At 68.6% G+C, this 19,791-nt stretch carries 20 protein-coding genes; 4 read left to right on the top strand and 16 right to left on the bottom strand.

What is annotated here, in order from left to right; genetic code table 11:
- The first annotated feature begins 53 nt into the window (after positions 1 to 53).
- The gene (locus tag HTA01S_RS03640) at positions 54 to 1,178 is read left to right on the top strand and encodes an ABC transporter ATP-binding protein (protein ID WP_068167238.1); all 1,125 of its coding nucleotides are present in this window, start codon (positions 54 to 56) and stop codon (positions 1,176 to 1,178) included.
- A gap of 28 nt (positions 1,179 to 1,206) precedes the next feature.
- Here HTA01S_RS03640 and HTA01S_RS26140 read toward each other — a convergent pair whose 3' ends face one another.
- Both HTA01S_RS26140 and HTA01S_RS03650 read right to left on the bottom strand, forming a co-directional pair.
- Positions 1,207 to 2,505 carry an ATP-binding protein gene (locus tag HTA01S_RS26140; RefSeq protein WP_068167239.1) on the bottom strand — a complete coding sequence of 433 codons (1,299 nt, stop codon included), beginning with the start codon at positions 2,503 to 2,505 and terminating at the stop codon, positions 1,207 to 1,209.
- Positions 2,502 to 3,263: a response regulator gene (locus tag HTA01S_RS03650; protein WP_068167240.1), complete on the bottom strand. Its 762-nt coding sequence runs from the start codon at positions 3,261 to 3,263 to the stop codon at positions 2,502 to 2,504. Before HTA01S_RS03650 ends, HTA01S_RS26140 begins: the two co-directional genes overlap by 4 nt.
- Before the next feature lie 243 nt (positions 3,264 to 3,506).
- On the opposite strand from HTA01S_RS03650, the gene HTA01S_RS25485 reads away from it, so the two are divergent.
- Together HTA01S_RS25485 and HTA01S_RS03660 are read left to right on the top strand one after the other, a co-directional pair.
- Positions 3,507 to 3,902, top strand: a complete 396-nt coding sequence (locus HTA01S_RS25485) for a hypothetical protein (protein WP_068167241.1) — start codon at positions 3,507 to 3,509, stop codon at positions 3,900 to 3,902.
- A 22-nt stretch (positions 3,903 to 3,924) separates the two neighbouring features.
- Positions 3,925 to 4,320: a hypothetical protein gene (locus HTA01S_RS03660; RefSeq protein WP_068167242.1), complete on the top strand. Its 396-nt coding sequence runs from the start codon at positions 3,925 to 3,927 to the stop codon at positions 4,318 to 4,320.
- A gap of 52 nt (positions 4,321 to 4,372) precedes the next feature.
- Here HTA01S_RS03660 and HTA01S_RS03665 read toward each other — a convergent pair whose 3' ends face one another.
- From HTA01S_RS03665 to HTA01S_RS03730, 14 genes are all read right to left on the bottom strand, one after another.
- Complete coding sequence (locus HTA01S_RS03665; RefSeq protein ID WP_245637995.1) at positions 4,373 to 4,744, bottom strand: DUF2149 domain-containing protein; 372 nt, start codon at positions 4,742 to 4,744, stop codon at positions 4,373 to 4,375.
- Positions 4,737 to 5,252 (bottom strand): MotA/TolQ/ExbB proton channel family protein, encoded by a 516-nt coding sequence (locus tag HTA01S_RS03670; protein WP_068167244.1) that lies wholly within the window; start codon positions 5,250 to 5,252, stop codon positions 4,737 to 4,739. The genes HTA01S_RS03665 and HTA01S_RS03670 overlap by 8 nt, the downstream gene beginning before the upstream one ends.
- On the bottom strand, positions 5,249 to 9,430 hold the full coding sequence (gene cobN / locus HTA01S_RS03675) for a cobaltochelatase subunit CobN (protein WP_068167245.1): 4,182 nt from the start codon (positions 9,428 to 9,430) through the stop codon (positions 5,249 to 5,251). The genes HTA01S_RS03670 and cobN overlap by 4 nt, the downstream gene beginning before the upstream one ends.
- Before the next feature lies 1 nt (position 9,431).
- Entirely contained in the window at positions 9,432 to 10,154 is a 723-nt protein-coding gene (locus HTA01S_RS03680; RefSeq protein ID WP_068167246.1) for an energy transducer TonB, read from the bottom strand.
- Positions 10,151 to 10,516, bottom strand: coding sequence for an ExbD/TolR family protein (locus tag HTA01S_RS03685; RefSeq protein ID WP_068167247.1), 366 nt, complete (start codon positions 10,514 to 10,516; stop codon positions 10,151 to 10,153). The genes HTA01S_RS03680 and HTA01S_RS03685 overlap by 4 nt, the downstream gene beginning before the upstream one ends.
- Before the next feature lie 7 nt (positions 10,517 to 10,523).
- A complete protein-coding gene (gene exbB, locus HTA01S_RS03690; protein WP_068167248.1) occupies positions 10,524 to 10,949 on the bottom strand; it encodes a TonB-system energizer ExbB in 426 nt (141 codons plus the stop codon).
- A gap of 9 nt (positions 10,950 to 10,958) precedes the next feature.
- Positions 10,959 to 13,259 carry a TonB-dependent receptor gene (locus HTA01S_RS03695; protein WP_068167249.1) on the bottom strand — a complete coding sequence of 767 codons (2,301 nt, stop codon included), beginning with the start codon at positions 13,257 to 13,259 and terminating at the stop codon, positions 10,959 to 10,961.
- Between the two features lie 46 nt (positions 13,260 to 13,305).
- Positions 13,306 to 15,600: a TonB-dependent receptor gene (locus tag HTA01S_RS03700; RefSeq protein ID WP_068167250.1), complete on the bottom strand. Its 2,295-nt coding sequence runs from the start codon at positions 15,598 to 15,600 to the stop codon at positions 13,306 to 13,308.
- A gap of 57 nt (positions 15,601 to 15,657) precedes the next feature.
- Positions 15,658 to 16,173, bottom strand: a complete 516-nt coding sequence (locus HTA01S_RS03705; RefSeq protein WP_068167251.1) for a copper chaperone PCu(A)C — start codon at positions 16,171 to 16,173, stop codon at positions 15,658 to 15,660.
- Entirely contained in the window at positions 16,170 to 16,811 is a 642-nt protein-coding gene (locus tag HTA01S_RS03710; protein WP_068167252.1) for a cyclic nucleotide-binding domain-containing protein, read from the bottom strand. The genes HTA01S_RS03705 and HTA01S_RS03710 overlap by 4 nt, the downstream gene beginning before the upstream one ends.
- A gap of 86 nt (positions 16,812 to 16,897) precedes the next feature.
- Positions 16,898 to 17,287 carry a DUF2946 family protein gene (locus HTA01S_RS03715; protein ID WP_068167253.1) on the bottom strand — a complete coding sequence of 130 codons (390 nt, stop codon included), beginning with the start codon at positions 17,285 to 17,287 and terminating at the stop codon, positions 16,898 to 16,900.
- A 47-nt stretch (positions 17,288 to 17,334) separates the two neighbouring features.
- Positions 17,335 to 17,823: a copper chaperone PCu(A)C gene (locus tag HTA01S_RS03720; protein ID WP_068167254.1), complete on the bottom strand. Its 489-nt coding sequence runs from the start codon at positions 17,821 to 17,823 to the stop codon at positions 17,335 to 17,337.
- A 64-nt stretch (positions 17,824 to 17,887) separates the two neighbouring features.
- Positions 17,888 to 18,541 carry an SCO family protein gene (locus tag HTA01S_RS03725; protein WP_068167255.1) on the bottom strand — a complete coding sequence of 218 codons (654 nt, stop codon included), beginning with the start codon at positions 18,539 to 18,541 and terminating at the stop codon, positions 17,888 to 17,890.
- A 65-nt stretch (positions 18,542 to 18,606) separates the two neighbouring features.
- The gene (locus tag HTA01S_RS03730; RefSeq protein WP_068167256.1) at positions 18,607 to 18,990 is read right to left on the bottom strand and encodes a DUF2946 domain-containing protein; all 384 of its coding nucleotides are present in this window, start codon (positions 18,988 to 18,990) and stop codon (positions 18,607 to 18,609) included.
- A gap of 133 nt (positions 18,991 to 19,123) precedes the next feature.
- On the opposite strand from HTA01S_RS03730, the gene HTA01S_RS03735 reads away from it, so the two are divergent.
- Complete coding sequence (locus tag HTA01S_RS03735; protein ID WP_068167257.1) at positions 19,124 to 19,777, top strand: glutathione S-transferase family protein; 654 nt, start codon at positions 19,124 to 19,126, stop codon at positions 19,775 to 19,777.
- The last annotated feature ends 14 nt before the right edge of the window (positions 19,778 to 19,791 follow it).

Consider the following 19,791-nt stretch of genomic DNA (forward strand, 5'->3'; position numbering starts at 1 on the left):
ACATTGATCCGCATCAACACAAATGAGAATTGTAGTTATCTACAATCAGTACCATGTTCTTGAACGTCTCGCAACTGCGTGTGCACTACGCCGACCAGCCGCAAGCGGCGGTGGACGGCGTGTCGCTCGGCTTGCGCGCCGGCGACATCGGCGTGCTGATCGGCCCTTCGGGCTGCGGCAAGACCACGCTGCTGCGCGCCGTGGCCGGGCTGGAGCGCGTCAGCAGCGGCAGCATCACGCTCGAAGGTGAGACCGTGAGCGACGGCCAGCGCCACATGCCGGCCGAGCAGCGCCGCATTGGCATGGTGTTCCAGGACTACGCGCTGTTTCCCCACCTGGACGTGGGCCGCAACGTGGCCTTCGGCATCGACCGCCTGCCGCGCGCCGAACGCGAGGCCCGCGTGGCCGAGGTGCTTCAGCTGGTGGGGCTGGACGGCATGCAGCGCCGCTTTCCGCACGAGCTCTCGGGCGGGCAGCAGCAGCGTGTGGCGCTGGCCCGCGCGCTGGCGCCGCGCCCGCGCCTGCTGCTGCTGGATGAACCGTTTTCCAACCTCGACGTGGACCTGCGCGAGCGCCTGGCGCACGAGGTGCGCGGCATCCTGAAGGCCGCTGGCGCCACCGCCCTGTTCGTCACGCACGACCAGCTGGAGGCCTTTGCCATCGGCGACGTGATCGGCGTCATGCACGAGGGCCATCTGCACCAGTGGGACGATGCCTACGCGCTCTACCACCGCCCGGCCACGCGCTTCGTGGCCGAATTCATCGGCCACGGGGTGTTCGCCCCCGCGCAGATCCAGCTGGTGGGCACCGAGGTGTCGGTGCAGACGCCGCTGGGCGCGCTGCACGACGTGGACGAATGCCCGCTGCCCAGCGCCTACGAGGCGGGGCTGTGCGACGTGCTGCTGCGCGCCGACGACATCGTGCACGACGACGGCGCGCCGGCCAGGGCGCAGATCATCCGCAAGGCGTTTCGCGGCTCCGAGTTTCTCTACACCCTGCGCCTGGCCAGTGGCGAGGTGCTGATGACCCACGTGCCCTCGCACCACAACCACGCCGTGGGCGAGTGGATCGGCATCCGCGCCGAGGTGGACCACGTGGTCACGTTCGCGCGTGGCGCGGGCGCCACCTCGCCGCCCGCGCCGGGCGCCAAAAGGCCGCTCGCCGATACCCGCCTCTGATCGGGCTCGGCGGTCCGCCGGGGCGTTCTCAAAGCACCACCCAGGCCTGCATGCCGCCACCCGGCCGGGGGCTGAGCGACACGCGCCAGCCATTGGCCTGCGCCAGCTCACGCACGATGGCCAGGCCCAGCCCACTGCCGCCGGTCTTGGGGCTGCGCGAGGGCTCCAGGCGCTGGAAGGGGTGAAACATGGCCTCCACCTGATCGGCCGGAATGCCCGGCCCACGGTCGAGCACGCCCAGGCGGCACTCGGCGCCGTCCTGTTCACACACCAGCTCCACCGGGCACGAGGGCGCGTACCGCAAGGCGTTCTGCAGCAGATTGCCCAGCGCGCGCCGCAGCGACAGCGCGGGCACCGCCCGCACGCAAGGCGGGCAACGCACCTGCACCAGGCAGGCCGCGGTGGAATGCTCGCTCGCCAGCGCCTGCAGCAGCGCCGCGAGGTCCACGGGGGTCGCCGGCTCGTGCGCCAGCCCGCGCGCCAGGTCCAGCACATTGCCGATCAACTGGTCCATCAGTTCCATGTCGCGCTCCAGCCGGTCCAACAGCGAAGCGCTGGGCTGCGTGCGCAGCATCTCCAGCGCCAGCCGCATGCGCGCCAGTGGTGTGCGCAGATCGTGCGACACACCGGCCAGCAGCGTGGTGCGGGCCGACAGCAGCTCGCGCACCTGCACCGCCATGGTGTTGAAGCGCCGGCTCAGCGCCACGATCTCGCGCGGGCCGGTCTCGGGCAGCAACGCGGGCGCCTCGCCCTGCCCCAGCTGGGCGCTGGCCTGCTCCAGGCGCGCCAGCGGCGCGACCACGCGTCGCGCCAGCAGCAGCGCCAGCCCCACCGCCACCGCCAGCCCCGCGGCCAGGCCGATGAGCAGCACCGCCAGGGGCCGGCTGTTGATGCGCTCGCTCGACAGCCCCACCGCCAGCGTGCCGCCGCCAGCGGGCAGGCGGGCCCAGAACCAGTCGTCGCCCGCGGCGTCCGTGGTGCGGATCAGGTGCCGCTCGGGGCTGACGCGTCGGACCAGGGCCTCTTCCAGCAGGTAGAAGAATGGGGGGTGCCATTCGGCCTGGCTGACCCCGGCCACATCGGGCTGGATGCGCAGGGCCTGGCGCAAGCGCAGTTCGGTTTCAAACGCCGGGCGTGTCGCCGGGGGCAGCTCGGCCCAGGTCTGGGCCGACAGCACCATCAGGCCCGCCAGGTCGTCGGCCGAACGGCGCGCCAGCGGCAGCATCACCAGCCAGACAAAAGCCAGCACCACCAGCAGCTCGATGGCGATAAAAGCCGAGGCCAGCAACACCGTGTGCTGCCGCACCAGACCGGTGGCCGGTTTCACGCGCCGCCTCCCTGCGGGTTGAACAGATAGCCCTCGCCCCGCACCGTGCGGATGAACTGCGGCGCCGCCGGGTCGGCTTCGATCTTGCGGCGCAGGCGGGTCACGCGGCTGTCCACGCTGCGATCGAACGGGTCGCGGTCGTAGCCTTTGAGCATGTCCACCAGCGCATCGCGCGAGAGCACCCGACCGGGGTGGCCGACGAAGGCGGCAAGCAGCGCGTATTCCGCGCTGGTCAGGGGCACTTCGCGCCCTTCGCGCAGCAGGCGGTGGCCGGCGGTGTCGAGCTGGTAGGGGCCAAACGCCTTGCGCTCCCGGGTGGCCGCAGGTCCCGGAGGTTCGGCGGACACGCGATCCGCTGGCGCGGGCGCCGGGTGCCCGCGCCGCAGCACGGCGCGCAATCGCGCCAGCAGTTCGCGCGGGCCAAAGGGTTTGGGCAGGTAGTCGTCGGCGCCCACTTCCAGGCCGATCACGCGGTCCATCTCTTCGCCGCGCGCCGAGAGCATGAGCACCGGAATGTCCCACTGCGCCTTGACGCTGCGCGTGAGCGACAGCCCGTCTTCACCCGGCAGCATCAGGTCCATGACGATGGCGTCGGGCAACTCCCTGGCCAGCGCTTCGCGCATCGCCGCGCCATCGCCAACGGTCCGCACCCCGAAACCGTTGGCCGAGAGGTAGTCGGACAGCAGGCTGCACAGATCGGGATCGTCGTCGACCACGAGCACACGCAGCGCGGCCGGAGAAAGAGCAGGCGTACCCATGCGGGGAAGTGTAGGCCGCCGCCACCGCAGACGGGCCGGCCGGCCCGGCCGCCAACACCGGCTGACACACACCGGCACACAGTGCCACACAGCACGGCGCTGCCGCCATCGGCCCGAGACACGGCGGGCCGAGCATCCTCCCATCGGTTCCAGTGCACAGCGCTGCCGACCGCCGACCGGCCCGTCGTCCAGGTTGCTTCGAGCAGGTCCCACACCGTTCAACCTGTTTGACAAGGAGCCACCATGACACCCTCTCGAACACTCGCCGCCCTGCTCGCGGCCCTCGCCCTGACCGCTGGCGCCGCCATGGCCGCCGGGCCGGCAGAGGCCCCCGGCCGCCAGTTCATGACCGAGCAGGAGCAGGCCGAAATGCGCATCCGCATGCAGAACGCCACCACCGAGGAAGAACGGGACCGCATCCGGGCCGAAGAGCATGCGCTGATCCGCGAGCGCGCCGCGGCCCAGGGCATCACCCTGCCCGAGACCCCGCTCTCGCAGGGTCAGGGTGCGGGTCAAGGTGCAGGTCAGGGTCCTGGTGCTGGCCCCGGTACTGGGGCAGGCGCAGGTACCGGTGCTGGCACCGGGCCCGGTGCTGGCGGTGGCATGGGCAAAGGTCCAGGCCGCATGAACAACCGCTGAGCAAGCCCACAGGCTGCACGCCATGGCTGCTCACCGGTCCCTCGCTGTCCTGACCAGCGCGCTGCTGGGTGTGTCGGCCCTGTCCGCCATGGCCGCCGGGCCTTCGCCATCGGGCGCGCCCCAGCCCACCCGAAGCTCGAAGGCCACGGATGCGGGTCGCGGCAACCCGGCACCCGGGTGCCTGGACCTGCCCTACGGGGCGGGCTACGAGCAGCGCCTGCGCATCATCACCGCCACTGCCACCACCGATGCATCGCAGACCCCGACCACCACCGGCGACGGTCAAACGGGCAACACCGCGTCGCGCGCGGGTGCCAGCGGCCGCAACGGCAACGGCAACGGCAACGGCAACGGCAACGGCAACGGCAGTGGCAGTGGCAGTGGCAGTGGCGGGAACGGCGGCGGACGGGGGCGCTGAGAACCGTCCGGTCCCCGTCGCGTCCCGACCTACCGCACGCGCGGCCAGCCCATCAACGCGAACCGGGCCGCCCGGCAACGTCAACCGGTGGTGCGGTTTCCGGCACGTACACCATGCTGCCGTCCTTCATGCGGTACGCCACCCCCGCCTTCATGCCCTGGCCTTCGCCGATCTGTCCGGACGACTGGTATTGCTTGAGCTCATTGCCCTGCTTGACCAGCATTTCCATGTTGGGCTTGCCGGCGTTCTTGATGACCAACACGTCCTGGGTAGCGAACGGATTCAGCGGGTTCTCCACCACGGCCATCAGCAGCACGGCGATCACCACCAGAAACACGTCGATGATGTTGACCACCGACAGGATCGGGTCGTCCTCGTCCGAGTCACCCAGAATGTCGAGCTTCATGCGTCGGGCATCAGACATGGGCCACGTCTCCCGCAACGGTGGCGCCGCAGGCGGGCAGGGCCCGCAACAAAGCGTTGAGCTCTTCCATCAGCCAGCGCCTGCGCACGGTTTGCACCACGAAGGTGATGGCCGCAGCCAGCAGCGCCACGATCACCGCGGCAAAGGCCACCACCAGGTTCTCGGCCATGCCCTTCGTGTTGCCCGCGGCCACCGCCACCAGCGCCGGCCCCATGGGAATCATGGTGGCCACCAACCCCAGCATGGGGGCCACGCGGCTGACGATGCGCTGCACCTCCAGCTGTTTCAACACATGCAGCTCCAGCCCATCCTCACCCAGGTGGGCGTGGCGCTGCCAGTAGCGGTGCAGTGGCCGCAGCCCGTGGGGCCGGCGCGTGCGCGCCAGCAGGTCGATGCTCACCTGCCCCAGGCTGAACAGCGCATACACGAACATCAGACACAACAGCACCAGCACGGGCGTCAGGAAGAACTTCGAAATCTCGTACAGGAAACTCTCAATGGCATTCATGGTTGGGCTTTCAGTGAAACAGGGGGCGTGAAGCGGACGGTGCGGCGGGCGCGCCAGGTCTGGAACAGCATCCCGGCGAGCACGATGGCCGCGGCCATCCAGCCGTAGATCCAGATGAGCTGCTGGACCGGGGTGTCGTGCCGCATTTCGCGCAGCTCCTGCCCGCGCACGGTGGGTGGCTCGGGTGCCGACGGAGGGTTCTGGGGCACATCGGGTGGCCGGGCGGCAGCTGGCCTGGGCACGGCGGGTGGGCTCGATACGCGCGATGCTGCCGCCTGGCTGGCCAGCCCAAAGCCCTGCGCCAGCTCGTTCACGTAGGCCTTGAACGTGTCGTTGGCGGTGAACACGTCGTGCCGGGCCGCCACCTCCTGGTAGACCTGCACCAGCTCGCGCTTGGTCTGTTCGTCGGCCTTCCAGTAGTCCTTGCGGATGGCTTCCAGCATGCGCTCGGCCACCTGGGCCAGCGCCGTGGGGTTGGATTTTTCGAACCATTCGCGCATGCCCAGCTGGTAGCGGTCCTTGACGTAGGTCTCGTGAAATGCCTGCCACTGGTCGTCGCGCACCACGTTGCGGTCCATCACCTGCCAGCCCCAGAAGTTGTTCACCGTGTTGAGCATCTGCAGCGTGCCCGCGTAGCCTTCTTTCTGCATCTCCTTCATCCAGTTGGGATGCTGGTAGACCGAACGCAGCTCGGTGGCCATGAACCGCTCCGCCGTCTCCAGCCTGGCCTTGTTCGGGTCGCGCATGTTGGAGATGTAGAGCTGCGGGTTCTGGCCGTCCAGGAACTTCACCGCCTTGGAGATGCCGCCCAGGTACTCGAACGGATGGTCGGTGTCCAGCAGGCCGCGCAGGTTGCTGGAGCGCGAGAACACGGCTGCGTTGGTGCCGCGCAGGTGTTCGGCGTAGACGTTGATCTCCTGGCCCTTGCCGTCGGTGAGCTTGCGGCTCCAGTTCGCGGTGTTGGGGCCGTAGGCCCAGGACATGCGCGACAGGTAGAGCCGTTCCAGCTTGCCATCGCCATCGTCCCAGGTGTCGGACGCCAGCGAGGCGTCAGTGAGCTTGGTGCTGTAGTCGCCGCTTTCGTTGCCGAAGACCCGCGTCAGCGCGAACTCGCGGGCGTCCTCGGGCTTTACCCCCTGGGACAGCAGCGCGGCCTGGATGCGCTCGGTGTTGGCCTTGATGAAGTTCTGCTGACCGTCTTCCTTCAAGGCCGCCAGCATGACCACGGCTTCGTTGAAGCGCTCCATCACATTCGGGAACTGGTCGCGGTACAGGCCAGTGAGCGAGATCACCGCGTCGATGCGGGGGCGCCCAAGTTCCGCCTGCGCAATCACCTCCATGCCCACCACGCGCCCGCCTTCGTCCCACTGGGGTTTGACGCCCATGGCGTAGAGAATCTGCGCTTCCAGCATGCCCAGATGGCGCATGGTCTCGGTGCTCCACATGGAGAAGGCCAGCTTCTCGGGGAACTTGCCGTGGGTGGCCTGGTAGCTGGTGATGAGCTGCTGCACCGCCTGGCGCCCCGCCTCGTAGGCGGCACGCGTGGGCACACGCCCGGGGTCGAAGCCGTACAGGTTGCGCCCGGTGTGCAGCGCGTCCGGGTTGCGGATCGGGTCGCCCCCGTAGGACGGGTCGATCCAGCGTGCCGACAACCCCCGGCTCACCCCCTCGATCTCCCAGGCCGCCCGCAAGTCCACCAGGAACTTGCGCCCGCGCAGCGCCAGCGCGCGCAGCTGTGTGTCGGTGAGCTCGTCCACCGGCCGGTCGGAGAACACGTAGTCCTCCACGAAGCGATAAGGCCGGGTCTGCTGCAGCGCCTGGTAGTCGCCCTTGAACGCGGCCTTCGCGTTCTTCACGCCGGTCTGTTCGTACAAGGGCTGGCCCAGCATCTGCATCACGTTGCTGATGAGGTGGGCACGCTCGGCGTCCTGGCCCAGGGTGTGCAGCCCCAGCGGCTGCATGGCCGAACCCAGGTCTTCCAGATAGTCCTCGATGTCGCGCAGGAACTTGTCGAAATTCCGCGCCAGGTCGGCCACCTGCCAGGCCATGTCCTTGTGCATGTTCATCTTCACCGCCTGCTCGATGATGAGCTTTCGGTTGTTGTCCTTCACCAGCCCGCTGTCCAGCGACTGGTACTCGCGGATCAGGTCGTTGATCTTCACGAAGTCGTCGGACAGACCGGCCGGCGCGAACGCGGGCGTCTGGTGGCTCACGATCACGCCGCGCCCGCGGCGCTTGACGTGGATGGCCTCGGCGATGTTGTCCACGATGTACGGGTACACGATGGGCGTGTTGCCCACCAGGATGTTCGGGTCGTCATACGCCCACAGGCCGCGCTCCTTGCCGGGCGTCCACTCCTGCGTGCCGTGCGTGCCGAAGTGCACGATGGCGCTGGCCTTGAACTGCTCGCGTGCCCACAGGTAGGTCGCCATGTAGAAGTGGTTCAGCGGCACCTTGGTGTCGTGGAACAGCTTCTTCTCGTCGTGCTGCCCGGCGGCGCTCTCGCTGCGCATGGGCTGCGGCAGCACCACGAGCTTGCCCAGCTTCATGCGCGGGATCACGAAGCCGGTCACGCCATTCTTTTGGGCGATCCAGACGCTCTGGTCGGCCGTGCCCCAGAACTGGTTCACGGTCTGGCGCACCTCGGGCGGCAGCGTGGCAAACCAGCGCTGGTAGTCGGCCAGCGGCAAAAAGTCCCAGTGCGCCGTCTTCATGAGTTCCGGCAGGGTGCCGGGGCGGTAGCCCGGGCGCAGCATCTGGCCCACGGAGGCAATGATGTCCTTCTCGCTCGTGCTGTCAAAGGCATAGCCCTCGGCCTTGAGCTGCGCCACCAGGTGCTCGATGGAACGCGGCACGTTCAGGTTGGAGGCGCCCTGGTTCTTTTCTCCCGGCGGGTGGTTCCAGAAAAACAGCGCCACCCGCTTGTCGGCATTGGCCGTGGTCTGCAGGCGCGCCAGGTTCACGGCCTTGCCCACCAGCATGTGCATCTGCTCGGGCATGGGCACCAGTTCACCGCCCTCGTTGGCGGTCAGCACCACCGGGTCCTGCAGGCCGATGTACTCGGCGTTCGTCAGCGTGAACGGCAGGTAGAAGCTGTTCACGCCCACGGTGTCCTTGCGGTACTCGGCACGCGTGCCGCTGCGGTAGGAGAGCACGTTGATGACCGGCACCCCCATGGCCTTGTGCCAGGCCTTGCGCGCCTCGGGGTCCACACCCAGGAAGGTGTTGACCAGCAGCACCTGCGGCAAGACCCGGCCCTCGTGGGTGATGAGTGGCTCGTTCACGGCCACGGCCGCGATCTCCCTGGGATTGGGAAAGCCAGCGCCCTGCTCGGCCGCCGCGGGCGCCCCGCTGGCGCCAGCCGCCACCGGGCGCCCGCCGCCACCGCCGCGCGGCGGACGGTCGGTGGCTTCGGGCTGGCCCGTGGCCGCCGCCTCACGCCCTGCGCGGGCCACGCGCGAGCTGCGGTAGAACATCAATGGCAGGGCACCGGCCTGCTCGATGGCCTGCACGGTCTCGTCCAGCATGCGCTGCTGACCGTCCGAGATGTAGCTGGACGACGTCTCGATGCCGATCACCGGCAGGCCCTGCCAGGGGCGACCCGCCCTGGCCTCCCACCACGCCAGGTACTGCGGCAGTTGCTCGAACACCAGCCCGTCGTGGCCGGGGTGGTAGATGCCGCCATTGGGCAGCGCCAGCGGTGGCGCGATGGCGCCCAGGTCGCCGCCCTGGAGGATGGCCTGCAGGCACTGGAACAGCCGCTGGTGGTTGATCCGCGTGCCGCCCACGTAGTAGTCGAACACGCGCTGCGCCTGTTCCTTGTCCATGTGGATGGCACGCAGGCGCACCGGCGGACTCATGACGTTGATGCTGGCGGTGGGCAGGCTCAGCTCGCGCAGCCGCTGGCCGGCCACGCGCTCGATCTGCGCCTGATCGTCGCTGCGCGGCGCGTCGATCAGCACGAAACGCGCGCCTTCGAGCACACGCCGCGCGCCGGCCTCGCCCTCGACATCCACCTGCGTCCACGCGAGCTCGACGCCCTGTTCCCTGGCCACCGCTTCCATGAGCTTGAACTTGCGCTCCAGCACGAACTTTGTGGAGAGGATGGCCACCTTGTCCGCGGCCTGCGCCCAGGACCCCACCAGCGCCAGCAGGGCGCACAAGAAGAGACGTGTCATCTCAGGATTCCTTGAATTCGTAAGCAATGGGAATGCGCAACTGCGCCACGCGACCGGGCTGGTGCGTGGCGCGGACCAGATCCGCGGCCTGGCGCACCAGTTGCAGCGCAGCCTCGTCCAACGCCTTGAAGCCCGAGCCGCTGACCACGAAGCAATCCAGCAACTCGCCCTGAGCGGAGAAATGCGCCTCCACCGTCACCAGGCCCTCCTGGCCCATGCGCCGCGCCACCATGGGGTATTGCTTGTGCTTGAGCAGTGCGGCTTCCAGCAGACCTTCCCAGCGCGCCTGCTGCGCCGCCGGCGGGTTGGCGCTGGGCGGTGCGGGCGCCACCACCGCCGGTGTGGCGGCGCGAGAGGCTTCGGTGTTCACCGTCGCCACGGGCGCGGCCGGGATCACCGTGTCGGCGGCCGTTGCCACGGCATCGGAGTAGGGCTGGATGCTCGGCGTGACCGTTGGCGCGGGCGGCTGGGGCGCCGGCTGTGCACGGGCGGTGGGCTGTGGTTGGACCTCTGGCGGCGCAGGGACTGGCGATGGCGGTTGGACTGCCGGCTCGGGCGGTTGCTCCGCCGCCCACTGGATGGCCATGTCCAGCCGCGTGGACGGCGGGATCGGCGCCGGGCTGTGGGCCACCCCCCAGGCGAGGGCCGCGACCAGCGCGGCATGCAACACGACCGAGCGGCCCCAGTCGTGCCAATGCAGGCGGTGTGAAGCCATGGTGTTCATGAGCGCTTGACCTCCAGGCTGACCTGCTGGAAGCCCAGCGACTTGACCCTGTCCACCAGTTCCACAAAGCTGCTCAGCGCCAGGCGCCCGTCGGCGCGCACCACCACCGGCGTGCTGCGCGGCTGCGGGTCGAGTGCCGCCGCCAGGTCGCTCACCGGCTGGTCGTTCAGGTACAGGGTCTGGTGTTGCGTGAACGTCAGCACCAGTGGCGCGGTGGGGGAAGCCACCGCAGACCTGGCGACCGCCAGGTCCACGGGTATGCGCCCGTTCACCACGAAGGTGGCCGTGGTGAGCACGATGGTGAGCAGCACCAGCATCACGTCCACGAGGGGCACGACGTTGATGTCGTCGATGTCGTCCATGGCGCCGTCAGCCCCCGTGGGCCTCGTCGAAGTCCGTCAGGCGCTCTCGCACGCGGCGGCGCAAGGCGTTGTTCAGCGCCACGCAGGGGATCGCGACCACGATGCCCGCGGCCGTGGCCTTGAGCGCCAGGGCCAGCCCGGTCATGATGGATTTCACGTCCATCTCGCCGGTGGCGCCCAGGGTCTGGAAGGTGAGCATGATGCCCAGCACCGTGCCCAGCAGCCCGAGGTAGGGCGCGTTCGAGGCCACGGTCCCGATGACGTTCAGGCGCCGCGTGAGGTCGCTCTCCAGCCGGGCGCGGCTGGTGTAGCCACGCGCATCGATCCGGCGGAAAAAGCGCTGCCGCTCCAGTGCGATGGCCACCACCGCCACGCTGAGCAGCAGCAGGATGCCGAACACGGCGTATTCCACGAGGGGGCGAAGTCCTTGCATGGAGCCTCCTCAGAACCGCAGGGCCAGCCCGACGCGCCAGACACGTCCCGGGTCGACGGTGATGGACATATCCTCGGCGTTGTACCGGCCGTCGTACCGGAAGTTGGTGGCATAGCTCTGCGAGTCGTTGGTGCCGCGGGCGATGGTGTAGTGGCGCTTGTCGAACACGTTGTCCACCCGCACGAAGGCGCTCAGCCTGGCCCCGCTGAGCCAGGTGGTCTTGCGCCCGTAGTCGGCCATCAGGTTGAACACCGTGCGGCCCGGCCACTTTTCCTGGTTGATTTCGTCGGCCCAGGCCGTGGCGCGGTAATCGAGTTCGGCCGACAGCTTCCAGGCCGGGTCCGGCTTCCACGACGTGCGCAGGTTGACGGCATGGGGCGGCACGCGGGGCACCTTGTTGCCGGTGTTGTTGTAGGGCACGAGCTGGTAGCAGTTGTTCCAGTTGGGGTTGGGGCCCATGCAGGCGCCGGTGCCGACCAGCGTGCCGCGCGGATTGCCCAGGGCCTGCAGGAACTGGTCGTACCGGGTGAAGGTCGAGTCCAGGTAGGTGTAGGCCAGGTCCCAGCTCCAGGCCGGCGAGATCGAGGACTGCAGCGCCAGCTCCAGGCCACGCGAGCGCGCCCCGCCGATGTTTTCGTACCGTGCGATGTTGGCCGCATTGCCGTTTGAATACTGGCCGTTGGTGTCCAGGATGAAGTCCTTGCGGTCGATCTGGAACACCGCGGTCTGCAGGCTGGCCTCACGGTCCAGCAGCGTGAAGCTCTTGCGCATGCCGACCTCGAAGTTGATGGCCTGCTCCGTCTTCAGGTCGGGGTTGTTGGCCACGCTGCCCGAGGGGTTCTGGCTGCCGCGGTAGAGCTGGTCCACCGTGGGGGCGCGAAAGCCGGTGGAGATGTTGCCGAACAGCACGGTGTTGGCCAGGCCGCTCCAGCTCAGGCCCAGGCGCGCGCTGTCGGCATCGAAGCTTTTGCGTTCGGCGATGGCGGAATTGCCGTTGCCGGACACCGGCTGGGCGTCGTAGTCGAGCTCGATGCGGTCGTGGCGCAGGTTGCCGGTCAGCGTCCAGTCCGTGGCCAGACGCCACTGGCCTTCGCCATAGAGCGCCTGCACGTTTTCGCCGGTGCGGTCGTCGGTGAACACGGTGCCTGCCGCCGTGGGCCTTTCCATGGGGCTCGGGCTGTTCCTGTAGCCGACCATGGCATGGGTCTGGTTCAGGTACTCGTTGCGCTTGATCTCCACCCCGCCCATCCAGGCCATCGGACCCGTGGTGGTGCGCAACTCGCTCTTCACGCCGCGCTGGGTCTGGTGGTAGTCGTTGAACGTGGTGTAGGCGTCGGGGCTGGAGACGGGGGCACCGGTGGAGCTGAAGCGTTGCGGTGCCGACCAGAACTGGGTGTGATCCCGGTACTGGTAGGCCAGCGCCAGCAGGTTGGTGTGGTCGGACAGGTCGTTGGAATAGGTGAGGTTCACACGCTCCAGGTCCACGTCGAAGTGGCGCGCGTAGTCGCGGCCCAGCGTGCCCCTGGGGTCGAGCGCGGCCTGCGTCACGCCGGTCACGGTGCCGTGCTTGTCGCGAAAGCGGTCCTCTTTTTCCAGGCCCAGGGTCAGGTCGGAGTGGCCATTCAGCAGCCAGCGCAGGTTGCCCGCGAGCGCCTGGGACTTGTAGTTCGACTGGAAGTGGTAGTCATCGGCCTTGCGCTGGGACAACTGCAGGTGGCCGGACCAGTTGTCGCTCGCGCGGCCGATGCGCGCCAGCTCGCGCTGGTAACCATAGGCCCCCACATCGGTCTCGACGGACACGCCTTTGTGGGTGGCGCCACGCTTGGTGGTGATGATGACCGCGCCAGCGAGCGCGTCCTCGCCGAACAGGTAGGACGCGCCGCCTTTGATGACCTTGATGCTCTCGATGTTGTCCAGGTTGATGTTGACCTTGCCGGTGCGCTCGAACACCGGCACGCCGTCGATGACGATGGCCACGCCCGGCTTCTCGCCCATGTACCGCTGGTTCTCCACACCGCGGAACTTGATCTTCAGGTCGTCCCCACCCTGCGTGTCGATGGTCACGCCCGGAATGGCCTTGAGCACCTGCACCAGGTTATCGGCATGCTGTGCCTCGATCTCGCGCCCGGACAGGCTCACCGTGCTGGTCGGTTCGCGCGTGCTGTCGCCGAAGCGGTCGTCGATGGTGGAGCCGGTCACGGTGGTCTGGCGCAGGGTCTGCGTCGGGGCCGGGCCGGTCTGCGCCCAGGTGCCCGGGGCGGCCAAGGCCGCGACGGCGGCGGCCAGGAGGGTTTTTTGGGTGGTCTTCATCTGGAAACCTGTCTGGTTTTTGGGGGAAGGGTTTGGGTTTTGAGGCTCAGAACTTCAGGTTCACGCCCGCGTACAGCGTGCGGCCCATGCCCGGCACCGCCGTGCCCCACTGCGGGTAGTTGGGCAGCATGGGGTTGCTCATCGTGGTGCCCTGGCCGACGTAGGCGCCGCCCGTGGGCAGGAAGTACAGCCGGTCGAACAGGTTCTCGATGCCGAAGTCCAGCCGCACCGTTTTCCACGAGTAGCTGCCGCGCAGGTGGACCAGCCCGTAGCCCGGTGTCCGGATTTCGTTGCGCACCGATGACACGGTGGTCTTGGCCTTCACCGCCACCAGTTCCAGGCTGTTGTCCCAGCCGCCGGTCTTGTGGGTCAGCACCAGCTTGCCGTTGAGCGGCATCACGTTGTAGAGCCCGTCGCCGGTGTCGAGGTTTTTCCCGTGGGTGACGTTCAGCAGGCCCTTGAGGCCCCAGTCACCCAGCGTGTTGGTGGCCAGCGGTGCGTGCCCGGCCAGGTCCACGCCAACCAGGCGCGCGGTCTGGTTGGTGTAGCGCAGCACGCTGAACTTGTTCCTCACCGGGGTTGCGACGGCCTGGTTGGTGGTGGCGTCCCACTGGACCGCGTCGATGTAGTCGCTGACGCGCGTGTAGTACGGCGTGGCCTGGAAGCCCCAGGTCTTGTCGGTGGCGTGCCAGTCGAACGTGGCGGACAGCGTGTTGGCCTTCTCGGGCTTCAGGTCGAGGTTGCCGACGTAGCCGTTGCCGTCGCCCACGAAGTTGTTCATCAGCGCAGCCATCTGCCAGGTGGACCAGGGGAAACGTTCGTAGACGTTGGGCGAACGCTCCTTGTGGGCAAAGCCGAACTCGATGTCGACCTGCTCGCTGGCGGTGTAGCGCGCCAGGGCCGTGCCATCGACGTTGGTGTCGGTCGAGCGGTGGTCGCGGGCGTTGAAGGCGTTGGCGTCGCGGGCCTGGAAGCCCATGCCGGCCGGGTTGTAGCCGACCGCGCTGCCAGCGTTCATCGCCACCCGCTCCACACGCGCACCGACCAGCGTCATCCACTGCGCGCTCGGTCGCGACTCCCATTCGCTCCAGAGCCCGGTGCGGTCGCGCTCGCCGTCGCGGATGTTCCAGAAGGTGCCGGGGTACATGCCACCGCCCGAGGGCGTCCACCAGTCGTTGATGCGGTAGCGCTGCAGGTCGATGCCCGCGCGCAAGCGGTCCTGCTCGCTCAGCGGCAGCTCGCCCTTGACGCTGAAGCCGGTGGTCTTGCCCTCGGTGAACATGGGCATGCCAGCGGCGCAGCTGGCGCTGATGGGGCTGCAGGGGGCGCCGTTGACCACCATCGGTCCGCCCGATCCAAGGCCGTACCAGTAGCGCTTGTCGGCGCCGAAGTCCATGAAGTGGTCCACGGTCTCGTGGTAGACGCGCGCTTCCAGCGTGCCCCAGTCGAGCTGGCCGGTGTAGCTCAGGTTGATGCTCTTCTGGTCGTTGTCGAGCAGGTCCATGCGCTGATTCGGGTAGAGCTGGTAGGGCATGTCCTGCACCCCCAGCTTCGCCTCGAAGAGGTGGTTGTCCTGCTTGAAGGCCAGCCCCAGGGTGTGGTTGCGCGTCTCGTAGGCGGTGGAGCCCACTTCGTCGCGCGCCAGCGTGTGGCCCGGCCGGCCGGTGAAGTCGTAGGTCTTGAAGTCACCGCCCGCCGAGGTGTTGTCGGCCTGGCTGGTGGCGCCGCTGTAGTTGACGTTGAGCTGCTCGGTGGCCAGGGTGGCCGAGAGGTTCAGGCCACGCGCGCTGTTGTTGCTGCGGTAGAAGGCGCCCACCTCGCCGCGGCGGATGGTGGCTTCACCCGGTTGCGCAAATTCGGGCGCGCGCGTCTCGGCCAGGATGCTGCCGCCGATGCTGTCGCCGCCGGCGCTCACCGGCGAGATGCCGGCGTACACCTTGAGCGAACCCAGTTGTGTGGGATCGATGTAGGAGAGCGCTGGATTCATGTGGTTCGGGCAGGAGGCGATCAGGTCCATGCCATCGACCTGGATGCGCAACCGGTCGTCGGCCAGGCCGTGCATCGAAGGCAGGCTGGACACGCCACCCGCCCCATTGAGGCTCACACCGGGGATGTCCTGCAGCAGGCGGGCGGTGTCGCTGGTGGCCGCCCGCTGCGCCTGCAGGCTGGCCGGGTCCACGGGGGTGGCGCCGGGCAGCGCGTCCTGGTCGGCACGGACGGTCACGGTCGGCAAGGTGCTGACGGCGGCGTCCTGCGCCAGCGCCTGGCTGCACAGCAGGCTCAGCGCGGGCATGGCCAGCGCCATGGCGCGGTGGAGATGGGACGCGCGAAGTTCGGTCATGGGAAATCCTTGTTGTTGAAGCCAAAAAGAGCCATCGGGTTGATGCGGCCATGGCGGTCAGTGGTGCACGTGCCCGGGCGCGGGGCGGCGGGGGGTCTGCACCCAGACCATCACTTCGCGCTCCCCCGCACGCTCGAAGCGCAGCGTGAGGGGGAAGCGCTCGCCGTCCTGGAGCGGTGCCTTCAGCTCGAACAGCATCAGGTGGTGGCCGTTCGGCGTGCCGTGGCGCAGCTGCAGCTCGCTGCGGGCCGGCAGCGCCAGCGCGGGCACGGCGCGCATGCGCATGACGTCGCCGTCCATCCGCATCTGGTGGATCTCCACGCGTGCCGCGACGGGCGTGGTGGCCGAGAGCAGGCGGTCGGCCTGCACACCGGGGTTCCTGAGGGTGCGGAAATACACCGCGCCGGTCTTGAGCCCTGGCACGCTGGGCGTTGCATAGGGGTGGTCGATGCGCAATTCGCCGGCCTTGAAGTCGTGCGCCAGGGCTGCGCCCATCGCCGCGCACAAGGCCCACGCGCACAGGGCCTTGCGCGCCCGTTCCGAGCGCCTTCGGAGCGGCCGGGTGGCGCTCATGCGGCCGCTCCCAGCGGTGTCGCGTTGGCCGCCCAGGCCGTGGTCAGGCGCCCGGGGGCAACGCCCGACCAGTCGCGCACGGGGCGCACCGGCCCGGGCTTGCGGCTGCGCGGGGGCAGCAGTTGCGCCAGGGCGCGGCACACGGTTTCGGTCTTCGCGTCGACCACCTGCGCCACCTCGCGCAGGGTGGGCAAGGCGTCGCGAATGGCATCGGCCTCTCCGTTCAGCGCCCGCCGGTCGGGCCGCCAGTCCAGGCCCATCAGGCACAGCAGATGGGTGATGCGCTGGGGCACGCTGCCGGTGCGCAGGGCGGTCATGTCTTCGCTGCGGTCCTGGTGCTGCAGCAGGGCCTGCTGCAGCAACGGCACGCGCAGACTGTCGGCGTCCAGCGCCATACGCTCCAGACGGCAGGCGGTGAAGGCGGTGGCGCTGAACTGGTAGCGCCGCTCGCACAGGGATTCGACGCCGATCAGGTCACCCGGCAGGGCGAGCTGCACCGGCTGGCGGGTCGGACCGCTGTCGCGGTCGAGGCGAACGATGCCTTCCAGCACGCGCCACACGGGGCCGGCTTCACCGGCGAAAAAAACGGACTCGGCCTTCACAAAGGCGCGCGCGTCCACACGGACGGAAGGGGTCATGAGGAGCTCCTGAAACTGACGAACCGGCCACCGATGGCGTGCAACGGCAGCGAGACGGGACCTCCACGGCGGGAGGCCGGCGGGTGTCAGACCAGAAGCGGGGGGCCGCGCGCGGCGGCATGGGGCGCGGCGCAGGACAGCGCGGCACGGGCGATGTACCCGGGAGGGGATCGGTGGCCGGGCAGGACCGCCACGGCCGGGAAGGTCGGGATCAGTGGCGCGAACCGTTCGGCCGCCAGGCTGCAATAGCCACAGAAGTCCAGCGCGTGGGCCGGATCGTCGGCATCGGCGACCACGCCTGGTGCGCCGGGTGCCTCCAGCTGCACCCAGCGCATCCCGCTGGTGGTGCAGATTTCCACCCAGTCCCCCGCCACACGCGTGGAGGCCAGCGTGCGCGAGATGGCCGGCGCGAGCGCGGCCAGCAGCATCGCGCCCAGCAGGGCACGCGCAAGCAGGCGCATCAGGCGGACCGGCATGGAATCTTCAGCTCAAGCGAAGGCGTTTCAGCGCAGACCGTCGAGGCTCAGTGCTTGTGTTCCATGCCCGGCTTCATGGGCATGGGCATGGGCATGGCCGCGTTGCCTCCGCCCAGCGCGGTCACCGGCGCCTTGACTTCCTGCGTGAAACGCTTCTTGGCTTCGTCTTCGAACACCAGGGTGAGGGGCACGCTCTCGCCGCCCTTGAGCTGCTGTTTCAAGTCCATCAGCATCACATGAAGACCGCCGGGCTTGAGCTCCGTGGTGCGGCCAGCGGCCAGCTCCACCCCTGGCACCTGGCGCATCTTCATGACGTCGTTTTCCATCGCCATTTCGTGGATTTCCACCACGCCGGCCACGGGCGACTCGACCGCCACCAGACGGGCATTGGCCGTGGGCGTGAGGCGCATGAAGGCGCCCGAAGCCTTTTGTGTGGCCACGGTGCCGCGCACCCAGGCGTCTTCGACCTTGACCGCGGTTTGCGCCCAGGCACTGGCGGTGACGGCGAGCAGCGTAGCGATGAGCAGTTTTTTCATGGGAACTCCTGTTGAGAAACGTTGAGGGAAAAGGGAAAAGGGAAAAGGGAAAGAGGAGAAAGCTTCAGGCCGGCTTCTCGGCCAGCAATTGCCGGATGTCGGCGGTGTAGTCGTCGGCCGTCTGTTCGTGGCGCAGCACCACGCGGATGCGGCCTTCGCGGTCGAACAGGTAGCTCAGCGCGGTGTGGTCCATGGTGTAGGTGTTGCCGGTCGGGACTTTCTTGTAATAGACCCGGAATTCGTCGGCCACCGCCTTGATCTGCGCCGGGCTGCCGGTGAGTGCCATGAACGAGGGGTCGAACGCGGCCATGTAGTCGCGCAGCAATTCGGGCGTGTCGCGCTCCGGGTCCACGGTGACGAAGATCACCTGCAGTTGCGCGGCGTCGGCGCCGAGCTGCTGCTTCACGGCAGCGGCCCGCGTGAGCGCCGTGGGGCACACATCGGGGCACTGCACGAAGCCGAAGTACAGCATCACCACCTGCCCACGGTAGTCGGCCAGGGTGCGCGACTGGCCGTTGAAATCGGTCAGCGCGAACTGGCGCCCGTAGGCGGCGCCGCTGATGTCGATGCCCTTGAAGACCGGGGTCGGTGCGCCCAGGGGTGTCTGGTCACAGCCAGCCAGCAGGCCGCCCAGGGCCAGCCCGCCCAGCCACAGGGTGGCCGCACGGCGGCGGGGATCGGCGGGCGCACCCGCGCGAGAGACAGGAAAACGAGGCATGGGGCCTCCTGAACATCAGGGAACACACGCAGCACCCACGACCGGGGTGTGCAACCGTGGTGAGTTCAGGCGGAGAGCGGGGGCGCGCGGGCCAGGCCCGAGGCCCAGGTGCCGCGCAACGCGGCGGTGCGCAAATAGATGGGGAGCGGTTCGGCCTGAGGCGCCAACGGCTCGGCGCCTGCCGACACCGGTGGCAGCCCGGGCACACCGCCGTGCAGGCTGCACCACGGGCAGTCCATGGCGCCGGACGCCATGGGGGCGTCGCCCGAGGCCGGGTCGGCGTCGGCCTGGACCCACACCATGCCGCTGACGCTGCACACCTGCACCCAGCCGTCGTGGTCCGAAGAGGCCACGACCGCCTGCGCCACGGTGGGCGCCAACGCGCCCAGCACCATGGCGAGCATGGCCAGCCAGGCGGTGAAACGGCGGTGGGCGCGGGCGAACGGCATCGGCGCAGTTTAGCAGCCTGCCCGGGCCCGGACCATCGCTGTTGCCTGCGCGACGCCCGCGGGCCACCCCGGGCCGATACGATGCGGGACCCAGGAACCTGTTTCTGACAGACCTCTCACCCGGAGACAACCCATGCTCAAGCTTTGTGGCTTCGCCGCCAGCAACTACTACAACAAGGTCAAACTCGCCCTGCTCGAAAAGGGCGTGCCGTTCGAAGAGGTGCTGGCCTGGTTGGGCGAGACCGACAAGGCCGCCAGCCCGCTGGGCAAGGTGCCCTACCTGATCACCGAGCAGGGGCCGCTGTGCGAGTCCACGGTGATCCTGGAGTACCTGGAAGACGCCTACCCCCAGCACCCGCTCCTGCCCGGCGACGCCTTCGCGGCGGCCAAGGTGCGCGAGCTGCTGCGCTTCATCGAGCTGCACCTGGAGCTGGTGGCGCGCAACCTCTACCCGGAAGCCTTCTTTGGCGGCAAGGTGAGCGACGCGGCCAAGGAAAAGGTGGGCCAGCAACTGGAAAAGAACATCGCGGCGTTCGCGAAGCTGACGGCGTTTTCGCCCTTCATCGCCGGGGATCAGTTCACCCTGGCCGACGTCGCCGCCGCGGTCCACCTGCCGCTGGTGAGCAGCGCCACCAAGATCATCTACGGCCGCGACCACCTGGCCGAGCTGCCGGTGCGCGACTACCTCAAGCGCCTCGGCGAACGGCCCACGGTGCAGCAGGTGAACGCCGACCGCAAGACCAACACCGAGCTGATGCTTCAGCGCGCCCGGGCCGCCAAAGCCTGAGCCGGTTCGCGCCC

Source organism: Hydrogenophaga taeniospiralis CCUG 15921 (genome assembly GCF_001592305.1).
Classification (GTDB): Bacteria; Pseudomonadota; Gammaproteobacteria; order Burkholderiales; family Burkholderiaceae_C; genus Hydrogenophaga; species Hydrogenophaga taeniospiralis.

Bases quoted from the DNA above. Each gene is read 5' to 3' on its own strand.
- HTA01S_RS03685 (WP_068167247.1), bottom strand. From the start codon at position 10,516: ATGGACGACATCGACGACATCAACGTCGTGCCCCTCGTGGACGTGATG.
- HTA01S_RS25485 (WP_068167241.1), top strand. From the start codon at position 3,507: ATGACACCCTCTCGAACACTCGCCGCCCTGCTCGCGGCCCTCGCCCTG.
- cobN (WP_068167245.1), bottom strand. From the start codon at position 9,430: ATGACACGTCTCTTCTTGTGCGCCCTGCTGGCGCTGGTGGGGTCCTGG.
- HTA01S_RS03700 (WP_068167250.1), bottom strand. From the start codon at position 15,600: ATGACCGAACTTCGCGCGTCCCATCTCCACCGCGCCATGGCGCTGGCC.
- HTA01S_RS03715 (WP_068167253.1), bottom strand. From the start codon at position 17,287: ATGCCGGTCCGCCTGATGCGCCTGCTTGCGCGTGCCCTGCTGGGCGCG.
- HTA01S_RS03720 (WP_068167254.1), bottom strand. From the start codon at position 17,823: ATGAAAAAACTGCTCATCGCTACGCTGCTCGCCGTCACCGCCAGTGCC.
- HTA01S_RS03730 (WP_068167256.1), bottom strand. From the start codon at position 18,990: ATGCCGTTCGCCCGCGCCCACCGCCGTTTCACCGCCTGGCTGGCCATG.
- HTA01S_RS03670 (WP_068167244.1), bottom strand. From the start codon at position 5,252: ATGAATGCCATTGAGAGTTTCCTGTACGAGATTTCGAAGTTCTTCCTG.
- HTA01S_RS03650 (WP_068167240.1), bottom strand. From the start codon at position 3,263: ATGGGTACGCCTGCTCTTTCTCCGGCCGCGCTGCGTGTGCTCGTGGTC.
- HTA01S_RS03660 (WP_068167242.1), top strand. From the start codon at position 3,925: ATGGCTGCTCACCGGTCCCTCGCTGTCCTGACCAGCGCGCTGCTGGGT.
- exbB (WP_068167248.1), bottom strand. From the start codon at position 10,949: ATGCAAGGACTTCGCCCCCTCGTGGAATACGCCGTGTTCGGCATCCTG.
- HTA01S_RS03680 (WP_068167246.1), bottom strand. From the start codon at position 10,154: ATGAACACCATGGCTTCACACCGCCTGCATTGGCACGACTGGGGCCGC.
- HTA01S_RS03705 (WP_068167251.1), bottom strand. From the start codon at position 16,173: ATGAGCGCCACCCGGCCGCTCCGAAGGCGCTCGGAACGGGCGCGCAAG.
- HTA01S_RS03710 (WP_068167252.1), bottom strand. From the start codon at position 16,811: ATGACCCCTTCCGTCCGTGTGGACGCGCGCGCCTTTGTGAAGGCCGAG.
- HTA01S_RS03665 (WP_245637995.1), bottom strand. From the start codon at position 4,744: ATGTCTGATGCCCGACGCATGAAGCTCGACATTCTGGGTGACTCGGAC.
- HTA01S_RS03695 (WP_068167249.1), bottom strand. From the start codon at position 13,259: ATGAAGACCACCCAAAAAACCCTCCTGGCCGCCGCCGTCGCGGCCTTG.
- HTA01S_RS03725 (WP_068167255.1), bottom strand. From the start codon at position 18,541: ATGCCTCGTTTTCCTGTCTCTCGCGCGGGTGCGCCCGCCGATCCCCGC.
- HTA01S_RS03640 (WP_068167238.1), top strand. From the start codon at position 54: ATGTTCTTGAACGTCTCGCAACTGCGTGTGCACTACGCCGACCAGCCG.
- HTA01S_RS03735 (WP_068167257.1), top strand. From the start codon at position 19,124: ATGCTCAAGCTTTGTGGCTTCGCCGCCAGCAACTACTACAACAAGGTC.